This window comes from Metapseudomonas boanensis, from assembly GCF_042232855.1.
Lineage (GTDB): Bacteria > Pseudomonadota > Gammaproteobacteria > Pseudomonadales > Pseudomonadaceae > Metapseudomonas > Metapseudomonas boanensis.
Genome location: NZ_CP113889.1, coordinates 1,685,084 through 1,703,106, shown reverse-complemented (window position 1 = coordinate 1,703,106; position 18,023 = coordinate 1,685,084). Strand labels below are relative to the sequence as shown.

General features: G+C 64.0%; 16 protein-coding genes. 12 read left to right on the top strand and 4 right to left on the bottom strand.

From position 1 onward, the window contains the following. Positions 1–162 precede the first annotated feature (162 nt). Entirely contained in the window at positions 163–1,089 is a 927-nt protein-coding gene (locus OXH74_RS07800) for a LysR substrate-binding domain-containing protein (RefSeq protein ID WP_375740731.1), read from the top strand. 96 nt (positions 1,090–1,185) lie between these two features. On the opposite strand, the gene OXH74_RS07795 is transcribed toward OXH74_RS07800, so the two are convergent. After that, positions 1,186–2,202: a fimbrial protein gene (locus OXH74_RS07795; RefSeq protein ID WP_375740730.1), complete on the bottom strand. Its 1,017-nt coding sequence runs from the start codon at positions 2,200–2,202 to the stop codon at positions 1,186–1,188. Positions 2,203–2,578: 376 nt separating this feature from the next. Next, on the bottom strand, positions 2,579–3,601 hold the full coding sequence (adhP, locus tag OXH74_RS07790) for an alcohol dehydrogenase AdhP (protein WP_375740729.1): 1,023 nt from the start codon (positions 3,599–3,601) through the stop codon (positions 2,579–2,581). 261 nt (positions 3,602–3,862) lie between these two features. On the opposite strand from adhP, the gene purE reads away from it, so the two are divergent. The 4 genes from purE to OXH74_RS07770 all read left to right on the top strand — a co-directional run bounded on the left by purE (position 3,863) and on the right by OXH74_RS07770 (position 6,404). Continuing rightward, on the top strand, positions 3,863–4,354 hold the full coding sequence (purE, locus tag OXH74_RS07785) for a 5-(carboxyamino)imidazole ribonucleotide mutase (RefSeq protein WP_375740728.1): 492 nt from the start codon (positions 3,863–3,865) through the stop codon (positions 4,352–4,354). A 3-nt stretch (positions 4,355–4,357) separates the two neighbouring features. Further along, positions 4,358–5,443, top strand: a complete 1,086-nt coding sequence (locus OXH74_RS07780) for a 5-(carboxyamino)imidazole ribonucleotide synthase (RefSeq protein WP_375740727.1) — start codon at positions 4,358–4,360, stop codon at positions 5,441–5,443. A 93-nt stretch (positions 5,444–5,536) separates the two neighbouring features. Beyond that, a complete protein-coding gene (locus OXH74_RS07775; protein WP_375740726.1) occupies positions 5,537–5,782 on the top strand; it encodes a GlsB/YeaQ/YmgE family stress response membrane protein in 246 nt (81 codons plus the stop codon). A gap of 85 nt (positions 5,783–5,867) precedes the next feature. Further along, positions 5,868–6,404 carry a DUF3299 domain-containing protein gene (locus tag OXH74_RS07770; RefSeq protein ID WP_375740725.1) on the top strand — a complete coding sequence of 179 codons (537 nt, stop codon included), beginning with the start codon at positions 5,868–5,870 and terminating at the stop codon, positions 6,402–6,404. A gap of 92 nt (positions 6,405–6,496) precedes the next feature. On the opposite strand, the gene OXH74_RS07765 is transcribed toward OXH74_RS07770, so the two are convergent. Next, entirely contained in the window at positions 6,497–7,396 is a 900-nt protein-coding gene (locus OXH74_RS07765) for a D-hexose-6-phosphate mutarotase (RefSeq protein ID WP_375740724.1), read from the bottom strand. A 427-nt stretch (positions 7,397–7,823) separates the two neighbouring features. Here OXH74_RS07765 and OXH74_RS07760 point away from each other — a divergent pair, with 427 nt between their 5' ends. From OXH74_RS07760 to OXH74_RS07745, 4 genes are read left to right on the top strand one after another with little or no spacing between them, the layout of a single operon-like run. After that, positions 7,824–8,981: an efflux RND transporter periplasmic adaptor subunit gene (locus OXH74_RS07760; RefSeq protein WP_375740723.1), complete on the top strand. Its 1,158-nt coding sequence runs from the start codon at positions 7,824–7,826 to the stop codon at positions 8,979–8,981. After that, a complete protein-coding gene (locus OXH74_RS07755; protein ID WP_375740722.1) occupies positions 8,978–9,661 on the top strand; it encodes an ABC transporter ATP-binding protein in 684 nt (227 codons plus the stop codon). The genes OXH74_RS07760 and OXH74_RS07755 overlap by 4 nt, the downstream gene beginning before the upstream one ends. Beyond that, on the top strand, positions 9,661–10,872 hold the full coding sequence (locus OXH74_RS07750) for an ABC transporter permease (RefSeq protein WP_375740721.1): 1,212 nt from the start codon (positions 9,661–9,663) through the stop codon (positions 10,870–10,872). The genes OXH74_RS07755 and OXH74_RS07750 overlap by 1 nt, the downstream gene beginning before the upstream one ends. Beyond that, on the top strand, positions 10,872–12,068 hold the full coding sequence (locus OXH74_RS07745; protein ID WP_375740720.1) for an ABC transporter permease: 1,197 nt from the start codon (positions 10,872–10,874) through the stop codon (positions 12,066–12,068). Before OXH74_RS07750 ends, OXH74_RS07745 begins: the two co-directional genes overlap by 1 nt. Before the next feature lie 132 nt (positions 12,069–12,200). Here the strand turns inward: OXH74_RS07745 and OXH74_RS07740 are convergent, their stop codons facing one another. Then, positions 12,201–12,608 carry an acyl-CoA thioesterase gene (locus tag OXH74_RS07740; RefSeq protein ID WP_016495420.1) on the bottom strand — a complete coding sequence of 136 codons (408 nt, stop codon included), beginning with the start codon at positions 12,606–12,608 and terminating at the stop codon, positions 12,201–12,203. A 275-nt stretch (positions 12,609–12,883) separates the two neighbouring features. Here OXH74_RS07740 and OXH74_RS07735 point away from each other — a divergent pair, with 275 nt between their 5' ends. From OXH74_RS07735 to OXH74_RS07725, 3 genes are all read left to right on the top strand, one after another. Beyond that, positions 12,884–14,173, top strand: a complete 1,290-nt coding sequence (locus OXH74_RS07735; protein ID WP_215372405.1) for an MFS transporter — start codon at positions 12,884–12,886, stop codon at positions 14,171–14,173. Between the two features lie 260 nt (positions 14,174–14,433). Then, positions 14,434–15,405, top strand: coding sequence for a phosphate ABC transporter substrate-binding protein PstS family protein (locus tag OXH74_RS07730; RefSeq protein ID WP_215372403.1), 972 nt, complete (start codon positions 14,434–14,436; stop codon positions 15,403–15,405). 212 nt (positions 15,406–15,617) lie between these two features. After that, the gene (locus tag OXH74_RS07725) at positions 15,618–17,903 is read left to right on the top strand and encodes an ABC transporter permease subunit (RefSeq protein WP_375740719.1); all 2,286 of its coding nucleotides are present in this window, start codon (positions 15,618–15,620) and stop codon (positions 17,901–17,903) included. Positions 17,904–18,023: the final 120 nt, after the last annotated feature.

Sequence of the window (18,023 nt, the reverse complement as noted above, 5' to 3'; positions counted from 1 at the left end):
GAAGGAGCACGGCTAGCGCCGCGATGCCCAATAATCTAGGCCTGTAGCCGTTTGGCGGCCAATGCTGTTATTCGCTGGGGTATGCAAAATCGGCATAATGTCCGTGTGACGCGGATTGCCCCGCAAACGTGTGCACCAAAACAGAGCACCCCGGAATTCACCATGAACCTGGAAACTAAATGGCTGGAAGATTTCGTCGCCCTGGCCAGTACCCGCAGCTTCTCTCAGGCCGCCGAGCGGCGTTTCGTCACCCAGCCGGCCTTCAGTCGGCGTATTCGCAGCCTGGAGTCGGCGCTGGGGCTGACCCTGGTCAACCGCGCACGTACGCCGGTGGAACTCACCGAGTCCGGCCAACTGTTCCTGGTGACGGCGCGCAGCATGGTCGAGCAATTGGGCGAGGTGGTGCGTCACCTGCACCACCTGGAAGGCCAGCAGGGTGAGGTGCTGCAGTTCGCCGCCGCCCACTCCCTGGCCCTGGGCTTTTTCCCGCAGTGGATCGCACGCCTGCGGGCCGACGGCCTGAACATTGCCAGCCGGCTGATCGCTACCAACGTCGGTGAGGCGGTGCACTCGCTGCGCGAGGGCGGCTGTGACCTGATCCTGGCGTTCTACGATCCGGATGCCGCCTTGCAGATGGACCCGGAAATCTTCCCGTCGATGAGCCTGGGGCGCACTGAGATGCTGCCGGTATGTGCCGTCGATGGGGAGGGCAAGCCTTTGTTCGACCTCGACAGCGGGCAGAGCGTGCCCCTGCTGGCCTACAGCGCCGGCGCGTTTCTCGGTCGTTCGGTGAACCTGCTGCTACGCCAGCGCGCTTTGCGTGCCACCACCATCTACGAAACGGCGATGGCCGACAGCCTGAAGAGCATGGCCCTGCAGGGTTTGGGTGTGGCTTGGGTACCGCACTTCAGCGCCCAGGCCGAACTCGCCCGGGGCGATCTGGTGGTGTGCGGCGGGAGCCAGTGGCACGTACCGCTGGAAATCCGCCTGTACCGCTGCGCCCTGGTGCGCAAGGCGGCGGTGCGCTTGCTCTGGCGCAAACTGGAAACCGGCGCGGGCTCGACCGCTGAGGCCTCGGCCAACCATTGAAATCGCCTTGGCAGCGGCTGAATGAAACACTGGATGACGAACCATTGCGGGCCCCGACTTGGTCTGAGGGGGCGGCGCTACCTCGATGCTTCGAACCTACTCGTAGGTCATGATGAAGGTCACTTCGGCGTTCGCGGTGCCCGGCTCCGGCGTGTAGGCGGTGAGGCGCGCATAGGCGGCACTCAGCGGGACCTCGCCGGTCTTGTCGTCGAGTGTGTAACCCTCAACGTTGTAGTCCTGATCCAGGACGATGGCATTGCCCTGTTGGTCCATCAGCTTCAGGCCAACGCCTTTAGCCGTTGACGCAGCGTTGAGCGATACCAGTCCGGCGTTCTTGTCGAGAACAGTGGTATTGGCCCGAAGTTTGTACTTGATGTTGGCGATCCCGGCATCGCACTCGGTCAGCTTGATGCTGAAGTGGGTTGGGCGTGACAGACCCGCAGTATTCAAGAAGCTTGATGGTTGGTGACCACCCATTTCGACGGGAATGATGGGCGCAGTCTTGCAGGTGGCAAGTTGAGCAGGGTCGCTTTCACGGCTGATATAGATATTTGCAAGAATTCCGAGGGTGTTGCCATAGCCCGATCCGCCATTGATGAGCCCAATCTGGGCGGCGGGAATTTTCATGCCGTTGGTGATCGAGCCGGTCTTGACCAGTCGCAGTGTGAATTTGCCGGGGCCCAATCGGTATTGCTGGTTCGCGGGCAGGTTCACCTGGCCGTAAGGGCGCGACAGCGGTCCGCTGACCGAAAAATTGCCGGGCGCAACGATTTCCCAGGAGATGGCGCTGTTACCGAGCAGCGGGAATCGAGTGTCCCCACCCTGCACTGGGTGTGAGGGGGATGATGGCTTGTCATTCACTCCAATGGAGTGTCCGATCAAGTCGCAGCGAAAGTCGACCTGGCCTGCCGTGATCGTCTCTTCGTAAAGGACCGTGCCATTGGTCGTGTCATTGGTCACCTTGATGTCGGTAGGTCCATCAAACCGGAGTTCCAGGGGTACCTGGACTGGTTCGTTGCCGCATCTCGGTGGCAGATTGGCCTGGGCAACATTTGAGGTCAGATATGACAAGAACAAGGCCACTGCCGGTAGTGTCTTCGAGGTGATATTCATGAACTGGTCACACTTGTGGTCTTGTGGAATCGAGCGCTGAGGACGTTCTACGTCCCGAGTGCCGGTGGTTGGCTATTCAGGCTTTGAATTATCGGCCGGCTATTTTATGGGCTGGGGCTCGTGGTGATTGGATGACCATCTGTGTTGGACGTGTAAGTGACGCCCTAATTCTCTGTAGGAATTGACGAGGATCTGAGTCGGTATCGATTGGGCGTCGCCGCCTTGTCGCTGGCGCGTCGGGGGGAATCAGTGGGGAGCAGCGGTGGCGGCGGCACGGGATCAGTCGCGCGGAGTGCGGTCGCCATTGTGTTTCAGGCATGGAAAGGGCGGATGACCGAAATCTGTCACCCGCCCTTGGGAGGCCAGCCTCAGGGGCTTACATTTCCAGCACGATGCGGCCCTTGATCTGCCCGGCGCGCATCTGCTCGAAGATCAGGTTGATGTTGTCCAGCTTGTCGCGGTGGATGGTGGCTTTCACCAGGCCTTCCTCGGCGAAGTCCAGGGCTTCCTGCAGGTCGGCGCGGGTGCCGACGATGGAGCCGGTGATGCTGATCGCCTTGAGCACCACATCGAAGATCGGCGTCGGGAAATCCCCCGGTGGCAGGCCGTTCAGGGCCACGGTGCCGCCGCGCCGAGCCATGCCGATGGCCTGGCCGAATGCGCTGTTGGAGACGGCGGTGACGAGCACCCCGTGGGCACCGCCGATGTCGCGCTGGATAACCTCGGCCGGATTCTCATTGCGGGCGTTCACGATAAGGCTGGCGCCGAGTTTACGCGCCAACTCCAGTTTGGCATCGTCTATGTCGATCGCAGCGACGTGCAGACCCATCGCGCGGGCGTATTGCACCGCCACGTGGCCGAGGCCGCCGATGCCGGAAATCGCAACCCACTGACCAGGCCGTGCGCCCGTCACTTTCAGGCCCTTGTAGACGGTGACGCCGGCGCAGAGAATCGGCGCAATCTCAGCGAATTCGACGTTTTTCGGTAACAATCCTACGTAGTTTGGATCGGCCAGCACGTACTCGGCATAGCCGCCGTTGACCGAGTAGCCGGTGTTCTGCTGGCCCTCGCAGAGGGTTTCCCAGCCGGTCAGGCAGTGCTCGCAGCAGCCGCAGGCGGTGTACAGCCAGGGCACGCCGACGCGGTCGCCCGCTTTGACGCGGCTCACGCCTGCGCCCACGGCGGCGACATAGCCAACGCCCTCGTGGCCGGGAATGAAGGGCAGGCTGGGTTTCACCGGCCAGTCGCCTTCAGCGGCGTGCAGGTCGGTATGGCAGACGCCCGAGGCTTCGATCTTCACCAGAATCTGCCCGGGGCCGGGCAGGGGGACCTTCACTTCCTCGATGCGCAGCGGTTCGCCGAAGGCGTGGACCACCGCGGCTTTCATGGTCTTGGGCATGACATGAACCCCCATGGTTGGAGGTTGGATTGTGCCGGCCTGCCCCTGACGTATCTTGCGCCAGCGCAAGGTTTTGCGGCTCAGGCGCCGCCCGCGGCCAGAGCCTGGACGAGTGGTCACGGCAGATGCACGCCTGGCGCGGCTTTGCGTTATACTGCGCGGCCTTCGGCCGGTCGCGCACCCGCGCAGCCCGGCCTACCTTGCTACAAGCCACGCCATTGCGTGGCTTGTTGGTTTTCGTACTTACGAAGAGGCACGACGATGAGCGCACTGGTAGGCGTGATCATGGGCTCCAAGTCCGATTGGAGCACCCTCAGCCACACCGCCGATATGCTGGACAAGCTGGGCATTCCTCATGAAGTGAAGGTGGTTTCCGCCCACCGCACCCCGGACCTGCTGTTCCAGTACGCCGAAGAGGCTGAAGGCCGTGGCATCGAAGTGATCATCGCCGGTGCCGGCGGTGCAGCCCACCTGCCGGGCATGTGCGCGGCCAAGACCCACCTGCCGGTGCTCGGTGTGCCGGTGCAGTCGTCCATGCTGTCGGGCGTCGACTCGTTGCTGTCGATCGTGCAGATGCCCGCCGGCGTCCCGGTCGCCACCTTGGCCATCGGCAAGGCCGGCGCGATCAACGCCGCGCTGCTGGCAGCGAGCATCCTCGGCGGCAAGTACCCGAAATACCACTTGGCACTGAAGGATTTCCGTCGCGAACAGACCGACATGGTGCTGGACAACCCGGACCCGCGTGAGGCCTGACCCATGAAAATCGGCGTTATCGGTGGCGGCCAGCTGGGCCGCATGTTGGCCTTGGCGGGGACTCCCCTGGGCATGAACTTCGCTTTCCTCGATCCGGCTCCGGACGCCTGTGCCGCTGCTCTCGGCGAGCACATCCGTGCCGATTACAGTGATCAGGACCACTTGCGGCAGCTGGCGGACGAGGTGGACCTGGTGACCTTCGAGTTCGAGAGCGTGCCGGCTGAGACGGTGGCATTCCTTTCGCAATTCGTGCCGGTCTATCCCTGCGCCGAGTCGCTGCGCATCGCCCGTGACCGCTGGTTCGAAAAGTCGATGTTCAAGAACCTCGGCATCCCCACGCCGGCTTTCGCCGACGTCCAGTCCCAGGCCGACCTCGATGCGGCAGCCACCAGCATCGGCTTGCCGGCTGTGCTGAAGACCCGCACCCTGGGCTACGACGGCAAGGGCCAGAAGGTCCTGCGCCAGCCTGAAGACGTGGTCGGTGCCTTCGCCGAACTGGGCAGCGTACCCTGCATTCTCGAAGGTTTCGTGCCCTTCACCGGCGAGGTTTCGCTGGTGGCGGTGCGTGGCCGCGACGGTGAAACGCGCTTTTACCCGCTGGTGCACAACACTCACGAAAACGGCATTCTGCGCCTCTCCGTGGCCAGCACCGAGCATCCACTGCAGGCCCTGGCCGAGGATTACGTCAGCCGCGTCCTGCAGGAGCTGGACTACGTGGGCGTTATCGCCTTCGAATTCTTCGAGGTGGATGGCGGCCTGAAGGCCAACGAGATTGCCCCGCGCGTGCACAACTCCGGTCACTGGACCATCGAAGGGTCCGAATGCAGCCAGTTCGAGAACCATCTGCGCGCCGTTGCCGGCCTGCCGCTGGGCTCGACCGCCAAGGTGGGCGAGAGCGCGATGCTGAACTTCATCGGCGAAGTTCCGCCTGTGGATAAAGTGATCGCCGTCGACGACTGCCACCTGCACCACTACGGCAAGGCCTTCAAGGCCGGTCGCAAAGTGGGCCACGCCACACTGCGCTGCGCCGATCGCGCCACCCTCGATCGCCAGATCGCCCAGGTCGAGTCGCTGATCGCCAAGGCCTGATCCAACCTCGGCCGCCCGTGATCGGGCGGCCGATGGCGGCGCTCGCTTCCGACTACTAGGCTCAGGCATACCCAACCCAACGGAGGGCATGCCATGGGCATCATCGGAACCATCCTCATCGGCCTGATCGTCGGCCTGATTGCACGCTTCATCAAACCCGGCGATGACAGCATGGGCTGGATCATGACCATCCTGGTCGGCATTGGCGGCTCATTGGCAGCTACCTACGGCGGGCAGGCGCTGGGCATCTATCAGGTCGGGCAGACGGCCGGCTTCATCGGTGCCGTGATCGGTGCGGTGATCCTGCTGGTGGTGCTGTCCTTCATCAGGAAGAGCTGACCGCTCGCGGGCAGGGCTGGGAACTGCCGAGTACGGGCGTTAGTCTTAGCCCCTGTTTTTCTGCCGTTGCCCGCGAGCCCTTTCCATGCGCCGTCTTGCCTGTTTTGTCCTGCTGTTGTGCTGCACCCTCGCCCGTGCCGAAACCCCGGAAACCGACTGGCTGGAGCTGATGCCTCCCGAGGACCGCAAGGCTCTGGAGGAGATGCCGGAGATCAGCCATGACACTCCCGAGGCCGACGGCACCTTCGACCAGCAAGGCGGCCTCAAGCAGCGGGACAAGAATCTGCCCGCGGTGATGTATTCGGCCAAGACGGTGGCGGCCCTCGATGGCAAGCAGATTCGCCTGGGTGGCTATCCCGTGCCGCTGGAGACGGATGCCAAGGGGCACAGCACGCTGTTCTTCCTGGTGCCTTATGCCGGCGCCTGCATCCACGTGCCGCCGCCGCCGCCCAACCAGATCGTGCTGGTGCGCTACCCGAAGGGCATAGCCCTGGATGACATCTATGCGCCGATCTGGATCGAGGGGCCGCTGAAGGTCGAACAGGTCAGCAACGACCTCGCGGACGCGGCCTACGCCATGGACGCTGGCGTGGTGCGACTGGTGGAGGAAGGGGACCTCTGAAGCCGAGGTGCTCTTCTTGGCCCCTCTCCCGTTGGGAGAGGGGGTGGAGGAGGGATGCCCGAAGTTATGCACAGGGCCGTAGCTGGGCCCACTTACAGTGAGTGGCTGGCGATGGAGAGGCTCATGCTGTGGTTCTCGCCCGGCTTCAAGACGAGGAAGTCGTCCATCACCCGCGCGGTTTCGATGCACAGCATGCGCTGCCAGGCGTCATCGGCGAATTGGCTGAGGCGTTTGGCCTTGTCGATCCAGGGGTTCCACACCACGGCCGATTTCGAGCCACTGACCTCCAGGTCGATGCGTCGGCCCCAGCCCGGATCGAGGATGCTCATGCGGTCGGGCGTACCCAGGTAGATGCGGTCGGTTTCGCCGCTGAAGGCGATGTTTCCGTTTTGTTTGCGCAGTTGCCAGTCTTCGAGAGTCTCGATATAGCGGCAGCCGTCCAGACCTTCGACCTGCGCCTGGCGGATATCGCTGACAGCGAAGTAGCTGTGCAGCGCCTGGCTGAGGGCCAGGGGCGCATCGCCATGGTTAGCGGTGGCCAGGTTCAGCTGCAGGCGCTCATCGAGGCGGATGTCGAGTCTCAGCTCAGCCGCGTGCGGCCAGCCGGGCAGAGGCTGGGCGCGGGTGTCGAGGACGAACGCCAGGTGAACCGCCGGGCCGTCGCTGTCGATGTTCAACAGCTCCCAGTCGCTCTCACGTACCAAGCCGTGGGCCGGGCAAATGGGGCCGCCCTGATGCATCCCCTGGACCTCCGGCGGATTGCGTCGCAGATCGCCAAACCAGGGCCAGCAGACTGGCACGCCGCCGCGCACGGCCTGGCCTTGCCGATAGGCCGCCTGTTCGCTGAGCCAGATCAGCGGTTGTTCGCCATCGCGCTGGTAGCTCAGAACCTGAGCGCCCTGCTGGGCGATCAGCAGTTCTGCTTCTGCGGTGCGAACGCGCCAGCAGGTCAATTCGTCGAGTTCGGTGCGTTCAACCTGGGGACTGGACATCGTGTTGCTCCTTCTCGGATTCATGAAACCTATTGGACCGCGCCGATGCGGCTTTTCCAAGCGCAAAAACGTCCGGCATCTCCTTGCCATGCCCCGTGCCGGTACTCCGTTGTTCGTGGCCGAGGCGTACGTTGGTACCAGTTTCCTATTGATTTGATTGCCGTTTCCAAGCAGGAGCGGCCCTTGATGATCATTTCCCGAGTCCTTTTGTCGGGTATTCAGAACGGATAATCGCCTGAAGTTCTCTGCCCCCGATACCGCCCGCAGCACATTCAGCTACAGGACCTGGCTCCGCACCATTGAATCATCGGGAAAATTCTTCGGAGCTGGTCGTTCGCAGGCACCGTTGGCGCACTTTTGCCGCAAAAAGTGGCTACGACGGCTGGCCTAGACTCAGCTTACCTGCTCGCATCGGGAGCACGCCGGCATGCGCAAGGTATTGATAATTATTCCTATTGTGGCGGTTTTGATGGTGCTGCTTGGTTTCTGGGCCCGATCGAAGCCGATTCCTGTGCAGCTTGTCGAGGTCGCCGACGGCCCTGTGGAAACGCTGGTGGCCAATACCCGCGCAGGCACGGTCAAGGCCTGCCGGCGCTCGCACTTGTCGTTCAAGCAGGGTGGCCAGGTCAGCGAGCTGCTGATCCATGCCGGCCAGCGGGTCGAGGCAGGAGATGTCTTGATGCGGTTGCGCCAGGACGACCTGCAGGCGCGGGTCGACGAGGCCCGCGCGCGTCTGGATGCCCGATACAACCTGCGCGACCAGAGCTGCCGTCAGGCCACCCAGGACCAGCGTGACTTGCAACGCCTGCGCCATCTGGCCGAACGCAAGCTGGCCTCCCAGGATGTGCTTGACCAGAGCGAGACCCGCTCGAGCCTGTCGCAACTGCTGTGCACGGGCAGCGAGGCGAAGATTCGTGAGGCCGAAGCCAGTCTGGCGTTGCATTTGGCACAGCTGGACCAAGCCACTCTGCGCGCACCTTTCGCCGGCATCGTCGCCGAGATCAATGGCGAACTGGGGGAGGTGGTCACGCCTTCGCCTCCGGGTATTCCGACGCCGCCTGCGGTGGACCTGATCGATGACCAATGCCTGTTCGTCGAAGCACCTATAGATGAAGTGGATGCAGCCCGGGTGCGGCCGGGCATGCCCGTGCGCATAACCCTGGATGCGTTCCGCGAACGCACTTTCGAAGGCCGGATAAGCCGCATCGCCCCCTTCGTGCGCGAGCTGGAAAAGCAGGCGCGTACTGTCGATGTCGAGGTGCGTTTCGAACAGGTACCACCGGATCTCCCGTTGCTCACCGGCTATAGCGCTGATGTGGAGATACTCCTGGCGCAACGCCCGCAGGTGCTGCGGGTGCCTACAGAGAGTCTGCTCGAGGGCGGCAGGGTGCTGCGCTATGACCCTGGCAATGGCCACCTGCGTGAGCAGAAGGTGGAGATCGGTCTGACCAACTGGCGCTGGAGCGAAGTGAAGGGTGGCCTGGCCGCTGGAGACCGGATCATCGCCAGCCTGCAGGACGATGGCGTCGAAGATGGCGCGGTGGTCAGCCCACAGCCGGAACCAGGCGAGAAGGTGGCGCCGTGATCCGCCTGCATCAGGTCAGTCGCTGCTTCCAACTGGGCGATCAACGGATCCTGGGGCTCGATGCCCTCGACCTGGCTGTGGCGGATGGCGAATACGTGGCGGTGACCGGCGCATCCGGTTCGGGCAAGTCGACCCTGCTGAATATCCTCGGCTTGCTGGATGCCCCGGACAGCGGCGAATTCTGGTTCGACGAGGCCCCCACCGCGAGCCTCGACGAAGTCCACCGGGCGGCTTTGCGCGGGCGCGAGATCGGCTTCGTGTTCCAGTCCTTCCACCTGATCCCGCGGCTGACGGCGCTCGAGAATATCGAACTGCCCATGCTGCTGGCCAACGTACCGCTGGCCGAGCGGCACAAGCGCAGCCGAGACCTGGCAGAGCGCCTGGGGCTGAGTGATCGCCTGAATCACCATCCGGCCGAGCTTTCCGGTGGCCAGCGTCAGCGGGTGGCCATCGCCAGGGCAATGGTGATGCAGCCGCGCTTGCTGCTGGCCGACGAGCCGACCGGCAACCTCGACAGCCAGTCTGGCGCCGAAGTGGTGGCGCTGCTGGAGGAACTGAACCGAGATGGCCTGACGCTGATCCTGGTGACTCACGACAGCCACTACGCTGAGCGCGCCACGCGGCAGGTGCAGTTGCGTGACGGACGCATCCTCAGCGACAGTCGGCCGGGCGCGGCTTGATGGGCGCTGGCGACACCTGGCACCTGTGGCTGGGAGCCTTGCGTGGCCATGCCCGGCGCAGCGCCATGCTTCTGCTGGCGGTCGCCATCGGCGTCTTTGCGGTCACGCTGCTCGGCGGGCTGGGGGAGGGTGCCAGGACCTATATCCTCGGCGAGTTCTCCCTGCTGGGCCGGGACATCCTGATCGTCCTGCCCGGTCGCAATGAAACCACCGGCGGCGTGCCGCCGATCACCGGCATGGCACCGCGGGAGCTGACCCGCGCCGATGCTGCCGCCCTCGGCCGGCTCCCGGCGGTGCGCCGGGTGGCGCCGTTGCATGCCGGGTTGCTGGAAATCAGCCGCAACAACCGCAACCGCGAGGCCCTGACCCTCGGCACGACCCGCGACTTCTTCGCCATCCGCCAACTGCAGCTGGCCCAGGGCCAGCCATTGCCGGAGCGCAGAGCCAATCGGGAAGAGAATGTCTGTGTAATTGGCAGTCGCCTGCGTACTGAACTCTTCGGCAAATCTCCTGCGTTGGGCCAGTGGCTGCGCGCGGGTGACCGGCGCTTCCGCGTGGTGGGTATCCTCGACGACCGTGGCGAGTCCCTTGGCATGGACTTCGCCGAAGCCGTGATCATCCCGGTGGCCAGTGCCGAATCGCTGTTCGACCGCGAAGGGTTGTTCCGGGTCTTCGTCGAAACGCGCGGCCCCAGCTATCAGGAGAGCGCCCGCCGGCAGATCCTGGCGACCCTTACGGACCGTCACCAGGGCGAGGAGGACGTCACCGTGATCAGCCAGGACTCCATGCTGGCGGCCTTCGACGGCATCCTCGGCGCCGTGACCCTGGCCCTGGCTGGGGTGGCGGCGGTGAGTCTGCTGGTCGCCGGCATCCTGATCATGAATGTCACCTGGATTGCCGTGTTGCAGCGCACGGCCGAGATCGGCCTGCTCAAGGCCATCGGAGCGCGCGCCGGGCAGGTGCGTCTGTTGTTTCTGGGTGAGGCTGTGCTGCTGGCCTTGCTCGGTTCCGGCCTGGGTCTGCTGCTGGGTGAAGGCCTGCTGTGGATCGGGCGGCTGACCAGCGACCTGCCGTTGATCTCGCCGTGGTGGGCGCGGCTCGGCGCGCCAGCATTGGCGGTCACTGTGGCAGTGTTGTTCGCCTGGTTGCCGGCCAGCCACGCGGCGGCGCAGGCGCCAGTGCGCGCCTTGCGGCCGCAAGGCAGTCGTTGATGCGCTGGCGTGATGGGCTGGGACTGTGCGGCTCCTCGATGACCAGTCAGCCGCTGCGCAGCCTGTTGACCCTGCTCGGGGTCGCCATCGGCATCGCCGCCGTCACTCTGCTCACCGCCATGGGCGAAGGGCTGCGCGGTCGCGTGCTGGACAGCTTCGCCCAGTTCGGCACGCGAGTGGTGACGGTGCGTCCGGGTGCCGTGCAGACCGGCGGCATCGGTGGCCTGCTGGCTAGCGCCCGGCCGCTGACCCTGGCCGACGCCGAGGCCCTGCGGCGTTTGCCCCATGTGGAAGCGGTGGTGCCTATCATCCAGGGCAACGGCGATATCCAGGCCGGGCAGCGCAAGCGCCGGGTCGACATTCTGGGCACCGGCCACCAATTGGCGCAGGCCTGGAGGACGCGGGTGGCGCTGGGGCAGTTTTTGCCCCAGTCACAATCTGGTAGCACGCCGCCTTATGTGGTCCTGGGCCATCGCTTGAGCCAGGAGCTGTTTGGTACGCGTAATCCGGTGGGGCAGCGAGTGCGTGTCGGCGGTATGCGTTTTCGGGTGATCGGGGTGATCGAACAGAAGGGCAACCTGCTCGGCTTCGACCTCGATGACATTGCCTATATTCCGGTCGACCGGGCGGAGCGCCTGTTCAATCGCAATGGCTTGGTCAAGGCCCATGTGTTGTTCGATAGCGGCATCCAGGCAGAGCGCTTCAGCGAGCAGGTGCGTCAGCTGTTGATTGCCCGCCACGGCCGCGAGGACTTCCGGCTGACCTCGCAAAGCGACCTGCTGGGCAGCCTGAACCGGATCCTCGCCACGCTGAGCCTGGGAATCTCCGCCCTGGGTGGTATTTCGCTGCTGGTGGGGGCGGTGGGCATCCTCACCATCATGACGACCACCGTGGGCGAGCGGACCGCCGAGATTGGCCTGTTGCGAGCCTTGGGCGCTGCGCCTCGGCAGGTGCTGGGGCTGTTCCTGGCGGAGGCGACGCTGCTGTCGCTACTGGGCGGGGTGCTGGGCGTGTTGCTTGCCGGGGGCCTGCTGGTGCTGCTGCATTGGCTGGTGCCGGGGCTGCCGCTCAGTCTCAGTCCACCGCTGGTGCTGCTGGCGTTGTTGTTGTCGGCGTTGGTAGGCATGGCGGCCGGCCTGGCTCCGGCACGGCGGGCAGCACGGCTGCATCCGGTGGTGGCGCTGAGGTTTGAATAGGGGCGTAAGGGAAGGGCAGGTGCCAGTGACCGTAACGGTGCCGAACCCGAATTCCCTCACCCGAACGTGGCCCGCCCCTGCCTCGCTCCCGGAGGGAGAGGGGCGGCGTTGGGGCGGATTCTTGTGGGGGTATCAGCCCCGGCGCGGCGGGACCGGGCGGGTGCGGCCGCTGCCGTCGATGGCGACGAACACGAAGACCGCCTCAGTGACCTTGCGCCACTCGCTGGATAGCGGGTCGTCGCTCCACACTTCGACCAGCATCTGGATCGAGCTGCGGCCGATTTCCAGGGCTTGCGTATAGAAGGAGAGCTGGGCACCGACTGCCACTGGCACAAGGAAGGCCATGCGGTCGATGGCCACCGTGGCCACGCGGCCGGCGGCCACCTTGCTGGCCATGGCAGTGCCGGCCAGGTCCATCTGGGAAACCAGCCAGCCGCCATAGATGTCGCCGAAACCGTTGGTTTCGCGCGGCAGCGCGGTGATCTGCAGGGCCAGGTCGCCCTGGGGAGTAAGGTTTTCTTCTTCTTCGATGTCGATCATGCGGGGATTGCCTGAATAAAGGTTGTGGCGCCAATGCATGGAGCGGGGGCGTGCTGCCCCAGCTACCCGGTGCGCCAGCCGACCCACTGCACGTCGACCCGCGCTGAACTCTGCGCAGTATATAGGTCGGGGCGGCGCGAGACGACCGCTGGGTCGCGCCGTGGAGGCATTTGTGGCGAAGACTGTGTACATCTGGCGCTTTTTGATATGTTGCGAAGCGATTTTCCGCCCATGCAGCGGATACACGGCCCCTGCCTTACCTCGAGAATTCCAACATGTCTTCCGTGCTTGCCTCCGAGGCGCCCGCTTCGCGCCCACTGACCCGTAGCGATTACAAAACCCTGTCGCTGTCCGCACTGGGCGGTGCCCTGGAATTCTACGACTTCATCATTTTCGTGTTCTTCGCGGCGGTGGTCGGCAAGCTGTTCTTCCCCGCGGAAATGCCGGAATGGCTGCGCCAGCTGCAGACCTTCGGGATCTTCGCCGCAGGCTACCTGGCGCGTCCGCTGGGTGGCATCGTCATGGCACACTTCGGCGACCTGCTGGGGCGCAAGCGCATGTTCACCCTGAGCATCTTCCTCATGGCGGTGCCGACCCTGGTGATGGGCCTGTTGCCAACCTTTGATCAGATCGGCATCTGGGCCCCGCTGGCGCTGTTGGCGATGCGCGTGGTGCAGGGCGCGGCGATTGGCGGTGAGGTGCCAGGTGCCTGGGTTTTCGTGGCTGAGCACGTACCGGCACGGTATACCGGCTATGCCTGCGGCACCCTGACTTCGGGCCTGACTGCCGGGATCCTGCTGGGCTCGCTGATGGCGACCCTGATCAACACGCTCTACACCCCGGCCGAGGTGCAGGAGTGGGCCTGGCGCCTGCCGTTCCTGGTTGGTGGCGTGTTCGGCCTGTTCTCCGTGTACCTGCGCCGCTGGCTGCATGAGACACCCGTATTCGCCGAAATGCAGCAGCGCAAGGCGCTGGCCGATGAGGTTCCGCTGAAGACAGTGCTGCGCGAGCATCGTGGCGCGATTGCGCTGTCCATGCTGCTGACCTGGGTGCTGTCGGCCGGCATCGTCGTCGTGATCCTGATGACCCCGACCCTGCTGCAGACCGTTTATGGCTTCGATGCCGCCACGGCACTCAAGGCCAACAGCCTAGCCATCGTGCTGTTATCGATTGGCTGCGTGGCCTCCGGTGCGCTGGCTGACCGCGTCGGTGCCGGGCGTACTTTCCTGGTCGGCGGCTTGCTGCTGGCCATCAGCTCCTGGACCTTCTACACCAGCCTGAAGGCGCATCCGGACTGGCTGTTCCCGCTCTATGCGCTGACCGGCCTGTTCGTCGGCACCATCGGCGCCGTGCCGTACGTTATGGTCAAGGCGTTCCCGCCGGTCGTGCGTTTCTCCGGGCTGTCGTTTTCCTACAACCTGGCCTACGCCATCTTCGGTGGCTTGACGCCGATGGTGGTATCCCTGCTGATGAAGTGGGACAGCCTGGGCCCGGCTTACTACGTGGCCACCCTGTGCGGCGTGGCCATGTTGATCGGCCTGTACCTGCTGAAGAAAGGACGCTGATCGTCCTGCGTCGCAGACAACGCCAGGTTGCCCGCGGCGCTTTCTGCCTTTATGCCGTTCCGACACTAGCCCCTCTCCCCCGCCCCCTCTCCCGCAAGTGGTAGAGGGGAGCCGGCCTGCCTTTGCATCCCTCTGCATAGTTGCTGACATCGGAGTGATGGCCTTTCATCCAATTGTCACAATCCATTCATAGAGTGTTCATGCGGCCTGCCGATACTGGCCCCCGTTCCATTCAACTCCGTCCTGCTTAGGAGCAAGGCATGAAACTGAAGCGTTTGATGGCGGCCCTGACCTTCGTCGCCGCCGGCGTTGCTACCGCCAGCGCGGTCGCTGCTGTCGACCCGGCCATTCCGGCCTACCAGAAAACCACTGGCGTCTCCGGCAACCTCTCCAGCGTTGGCTCCGATACCCTGGCCAACCTGATGACCCTGTGGGCCGAGGCTTATAAGCGCGAGTACCCGAACGTGAACATTCAGATCCAGGCCGCCGGTTCTTCCACCGCGCCGCCGGCTCTGACCGAAGGTACCGCCAACCTGGGCCCGATGAGCCGCAAGATGAAGGACGTCGAGCTGCAGGCGTTCGAAGAGAAATATGGCTACAAGCCGACTGCCATCCCGGTGGCCGTGGACGCCCTGGCGATCTTCGTGCACAAGGACAACCCCATCAAAGGCCTGACCATGCAGCAGGTTGATGCGATCTTCTCCGCCAACCGTCTGTGCGGTGGCAAGAGCGACGCCAAGACCTGGGGCGACATCGGTGTGACAGGCGACCTGGCCTCCAAGCCGATCCAGCTGTTCGGCCGTAACTCGGTGTCCGGCACCTACGGTTACTTCAAGGAAGAAGCCCTGTGCAAAGGCGACTTCAAGGCTAACGTGAACGAACAACCGGGCTCCGCTTCCGTGGTGCAGTCCATCAGTCAGTCGCTGAACGGCATTGGCTATTCCGGCATTGGCTACAAGACTTCCAGCGTGAAGACTGTTGCCCTGGCCAAGAAGGAAGGTGGTCCGTTCGTCGAGGATAACGAGCAGAACGCGCTGAACGGCAGCTACCCGCTGTCCCGTTTCCTCTACGTGTACGTGAACAAGGCGCCGAACAAGCCGCTGGCCCCGCTGGAGGCTGAGTTCGTCAAGCTGGTGCTGTCCAAGCAAGGCCAGGAAGTTGTCGTCAAGGACGGCTACATCCCGGTTCCGGCCAAGGTGGCCGAGAAGACGCTGAAGGATCTGGGCCTGTAATCCAGCCCGGATAGGGGAGCGGCCCACATGTGCCGCTCCGCAAGGACGCAAAGGCGGCGGGAGACCCCCGACGCAGAGGCCCGCCCGGCATGTCGCTCAGGGTGGGCTTCGCCACGTCAACTCGCTGTAATTTTTCTGTCACATGCTGGTCGTAGGCTCTTCGCGAATCCAAGAGCCCCCACGAGCAGCCTGTGGCAACAGAGCCCGAATCCATGACTGACCTGGCCAACTCCATCACGACCCCGAAGAACCCCGCCCGGATCGACTTCAATACGCCTGCCCTGCAGCGCAAGCGTCGTATCCGTGCGTTGAAGGACCGCCTGACCCGCTGGTATGTGCTGGTTGGTGGCCTTGCCGTTCTCGGGGCCATCACCCTGATCTTCTTCTACCTGGCCTATGTGGTGCTGCCGCTCTTCCAGGGCGCCGAGCTGACCGCAAAGAAGGCCCAGAGCCCGGCCTGGCTGCAGCAGGACGCCGGCAAGCCGCTGCTGCTGGCGGTGGAAGAGCAGAACCAGGTCGGCGTGCGCGTATCCGACAAGGGCGAGGCGCTGTTCTTCGCCGTCAAGGACGGGGCTGAACTGAATCGGGTCAAGCTACCCCTGCCGGCCGGCGTCGTCGTTTCCTCGATCGGCCAGGACCAGCCCGGCAGCCCGCTGGTGGCTCTGGGCCTGTCCAATGGCCAGGTGCTGCTGTTCAAGCACAGTTACAAGGTCACCTACCCCGACAACCAGCGTGTGATCACCCCGCAGGTGAGCTTCCCCTACGGCGAGGCCCCGGTTGCCCTGAATGCGAACGGGCACGCACTGGAACACGTAGCGGTCAGCGTGAATGACGACACCTTGCTGCTGGCTGGCTCCAGCGGCAACGAGCTGCACGTCCAGGAGCTGGCCAGCGTGGAAAACATGCTGACCGGGGAAACCACCCTGGAGCAGAACAGCATCCTGCTGCCGCAGATGGTCGAGCCGATCAAGGCGATCTTCGCCGACCCACGCCAGCAATGGCTGTATGTCCTGAACGGCCGCTCCCAGGTGGACGTGTTCAGCCTCAGCGGCAAATCCCTGAACGGCCGCTACAAACTGCTCGAGGATGGCGATAGCGACGTCACTGCCAGCGGTCTGCTGCTGGGCGGTATCTCGCTGATGGTCGGTGACTCCAAGGGCGGAATCGCCCAGTGGTTCATGGCCCGCGATCCGGATGGCGAGCCGCGCTTGAAGCGCATCCGCGACTTCCAGCTGGGCGATGCGGCCATCGTGCAGATCAGCCCGGAAGAGCGTCGCAAAGGCTTCATCGCCCTGGATGCCAGCGGCAAGCTGGGAGTTTTCCACAGCACCGCCGGCCGGACCCTGCTGACTGAGCAGGTCACCGATGGTGCCGGTCTGATGGCCCTGTCGCCGCGCGCAAACCGCGTGGTGGTGGAGGAGGGCAACCTGCTGTTGCCGTTCCGCCTGCACAACCCGCACCCGGAAGTATCCTGGAGCGCGCTGTGGGGCAAGGTGTGGTACGAGAGCTATGACGAACCCAAGCATGTCTGGCAGTCCACTGCGGCCAACACCGATTTCGAGCCCAAGCTGAGCCTGGCCCCGCTGACCTTCGGCACCCTCAAGGCGGCTTTCTACGCCATGCTGCTGGCCGCGCCGCTGGCCATTGCCGCGGCGATCTATACCGCTTATTTCATGGCTCCGGCCATGCGCCGCAAGGTCAAGCCGGTCATTGAGCTGATGGAAGCCTTGCCGACCGTGATCCTCGGCTTCTTCGCCGGCCTGTTCCTGGCACCTTATGTGGAAGGTCACCTGCCGGGCATCTTCAGCCTGCTGCTGCTGACGCCGATCGGCATCCTGCTGGCTGGTTTCATTTGGAGCCGTCTGCCGGAGTCGATTCGTCTGCGTGTGCCGGATGGCTGGGAAGCGGCGATCCTGATTCCTGTCGTTGGCTTCACCGCCTGGTTCGCCCTGGGCATGAGCCCGTTGCTGGAGAACTGGTTCTTCGGTGGTGACATGCGTATGTGGATCAGCAACGACCTGGGCATCACCTACGACCAGCGCAACGCGCTGATCGTCGGCCTGGCCATGGGTTTCGCGGTGATCCCGAACATCTTCTCCATTGCCGAAGACGCCGTTTTCAGCGTGCCACGGAGCCTCACCTACGGTTCCCTCGCACTGGGCGCCACGCCGTGGCAGACCATGACCCGCGTGGTCCTGCTCACTGCCAGCCCGGGTATTTTCTCGGCGCTGATGATCGGCCTTGGCCGTGCCGTGGGCGAGACCATGATCGTGCTAATGGCCACCGGCAACACCCCGGTGATGGAACTGAACATCTTCGAAGGCATGCGCACCCTGGCCGCCAACGTGGCCGTGGAAATGCCCGAGTCCGAAGTCGGCGGCACTCACTACCGCGTGCTGTTCCTCGCCTCGCTGGTGCTGCTGACCTTCACCTTTGTGATGAACACCCTGGCCGAGCTGATTCGCCAGCGGTTGCGCAAGAAGTACGCGTCTCTATGAAAACGCGCCTCGACAGAGGCGCTTCTGACCTTCTCCCCCGGTGTGAGAAGGGAACAAAACATGAATCCTCCGGCCCTTGGGCGGGAGGAGTTGAAAGCCTAAAGAGTTGGAGAAATCCGT

Bases quoted from the DNA above. Each gene is read 5' to 3' on its own strand.
- OXH74_RS07800 (WP_375740731.1), top strand. From the start codon at position 163: ATGAACCTGGAAACTAAATGGCTGGAAGATTTCGTCGCCCTGGCCAGT.
- OXH74_RS07795 (WP_375740730.1), bottom strand. From the start codon at position 2,202: ATGAATATCACCTCGAAGACACTACCGGCAGTGGCCTTGTTCTTGTCA.
- adhP (WP_375740729.1), bottom strand. From the start codon at position 3,601: ATGCCCAAGACCATGAAAGCCGCGGTGGTCCACGCCTTCGGCGAACCG.
- purE (WP_375740728.1), top strand. From the start codon at position 3,863: ATGAGCGCACTGGTAGGCGTGATCATGGGCTCCAAGTCCGATTGGAGC.
- OXH74_RS07780 (WP_375740727.1), top strand. From the start codon at position 4,358: ATGAAAATCGGCGTTATCGGTGGCGGCCAGCTGGGCCGCATGTTGGCC.
- OXH74_RS07775 (WP_375740726.1), top strand. From the start codon at position 5,537: ATGGGCATCATCGGAACCATCCTCATCGGCCTGATCGTCGGCCTGATT.
- OXH74_RS07770 (WP_375740725.1), top strand. From the start codon at position 5,868: ATGCGCCGTCTTGCCTGTTTTGTCCTGCTGTTGTGCTGCACCCTCGCC.
- OXH74_RS07765 (WP_375740724.1), bottom strand. From the start codon at position 7,396: ATGTCCAGTCCCCAGGTTGAACGCACCGAACTCGACGAATTGACCTGC.
- OXH74_RS07760 (WP_375740723.1), top strand. From the start codon at position 7,824: ATGCGCAAGGTATTGATAATTATTCCTATTGTGGCGGTTTTGATGGTG.
- OXH74_RS07750 (WP_375740721.1), top strand. From the start codon at position 9,661: ATGGGCGCTGGCGACACCTGGCACCTGTGGCTGGGAGCCTTGCGTGGC.
- OXH74_RS07745 (WP_375740720.1), top strand. From the start codon at position 10,872: ATGCGCTGGCGTGATGGGCTGGGACTGTGCGGCTCCTCGATGACCAGT.
- OXH74_RS07740 (WP_016495420.1), bottom strand. From the start codon at position 12,608: ATGATCGACATCGAAGAAGAAGAAAACCTTACTCCCCAGGGCGACCTG.
- OXH74_RS07735 (WP_215372405.1), top strand. From the start codon at position 12,884: ATGTCTTCCGTGCTTGCCTCCGAGGCGCCCGCTTCGCGCCCACTGACC.
- OXH74_RS07730 (WP_215372403.1), top strand. From the start codon at position 14,434: ATGAAACTGAAGCGTTTGATGGCGGCCCTGACCTTCGTCGCCGCCGGC.
- OXH74_RS07725 (WP_375740719.1), top strand. From the start codon at position 15,618: ATGACTGACCTGGCCAACTCCATCACGACCCCGAAGAACCCCGCCCGG.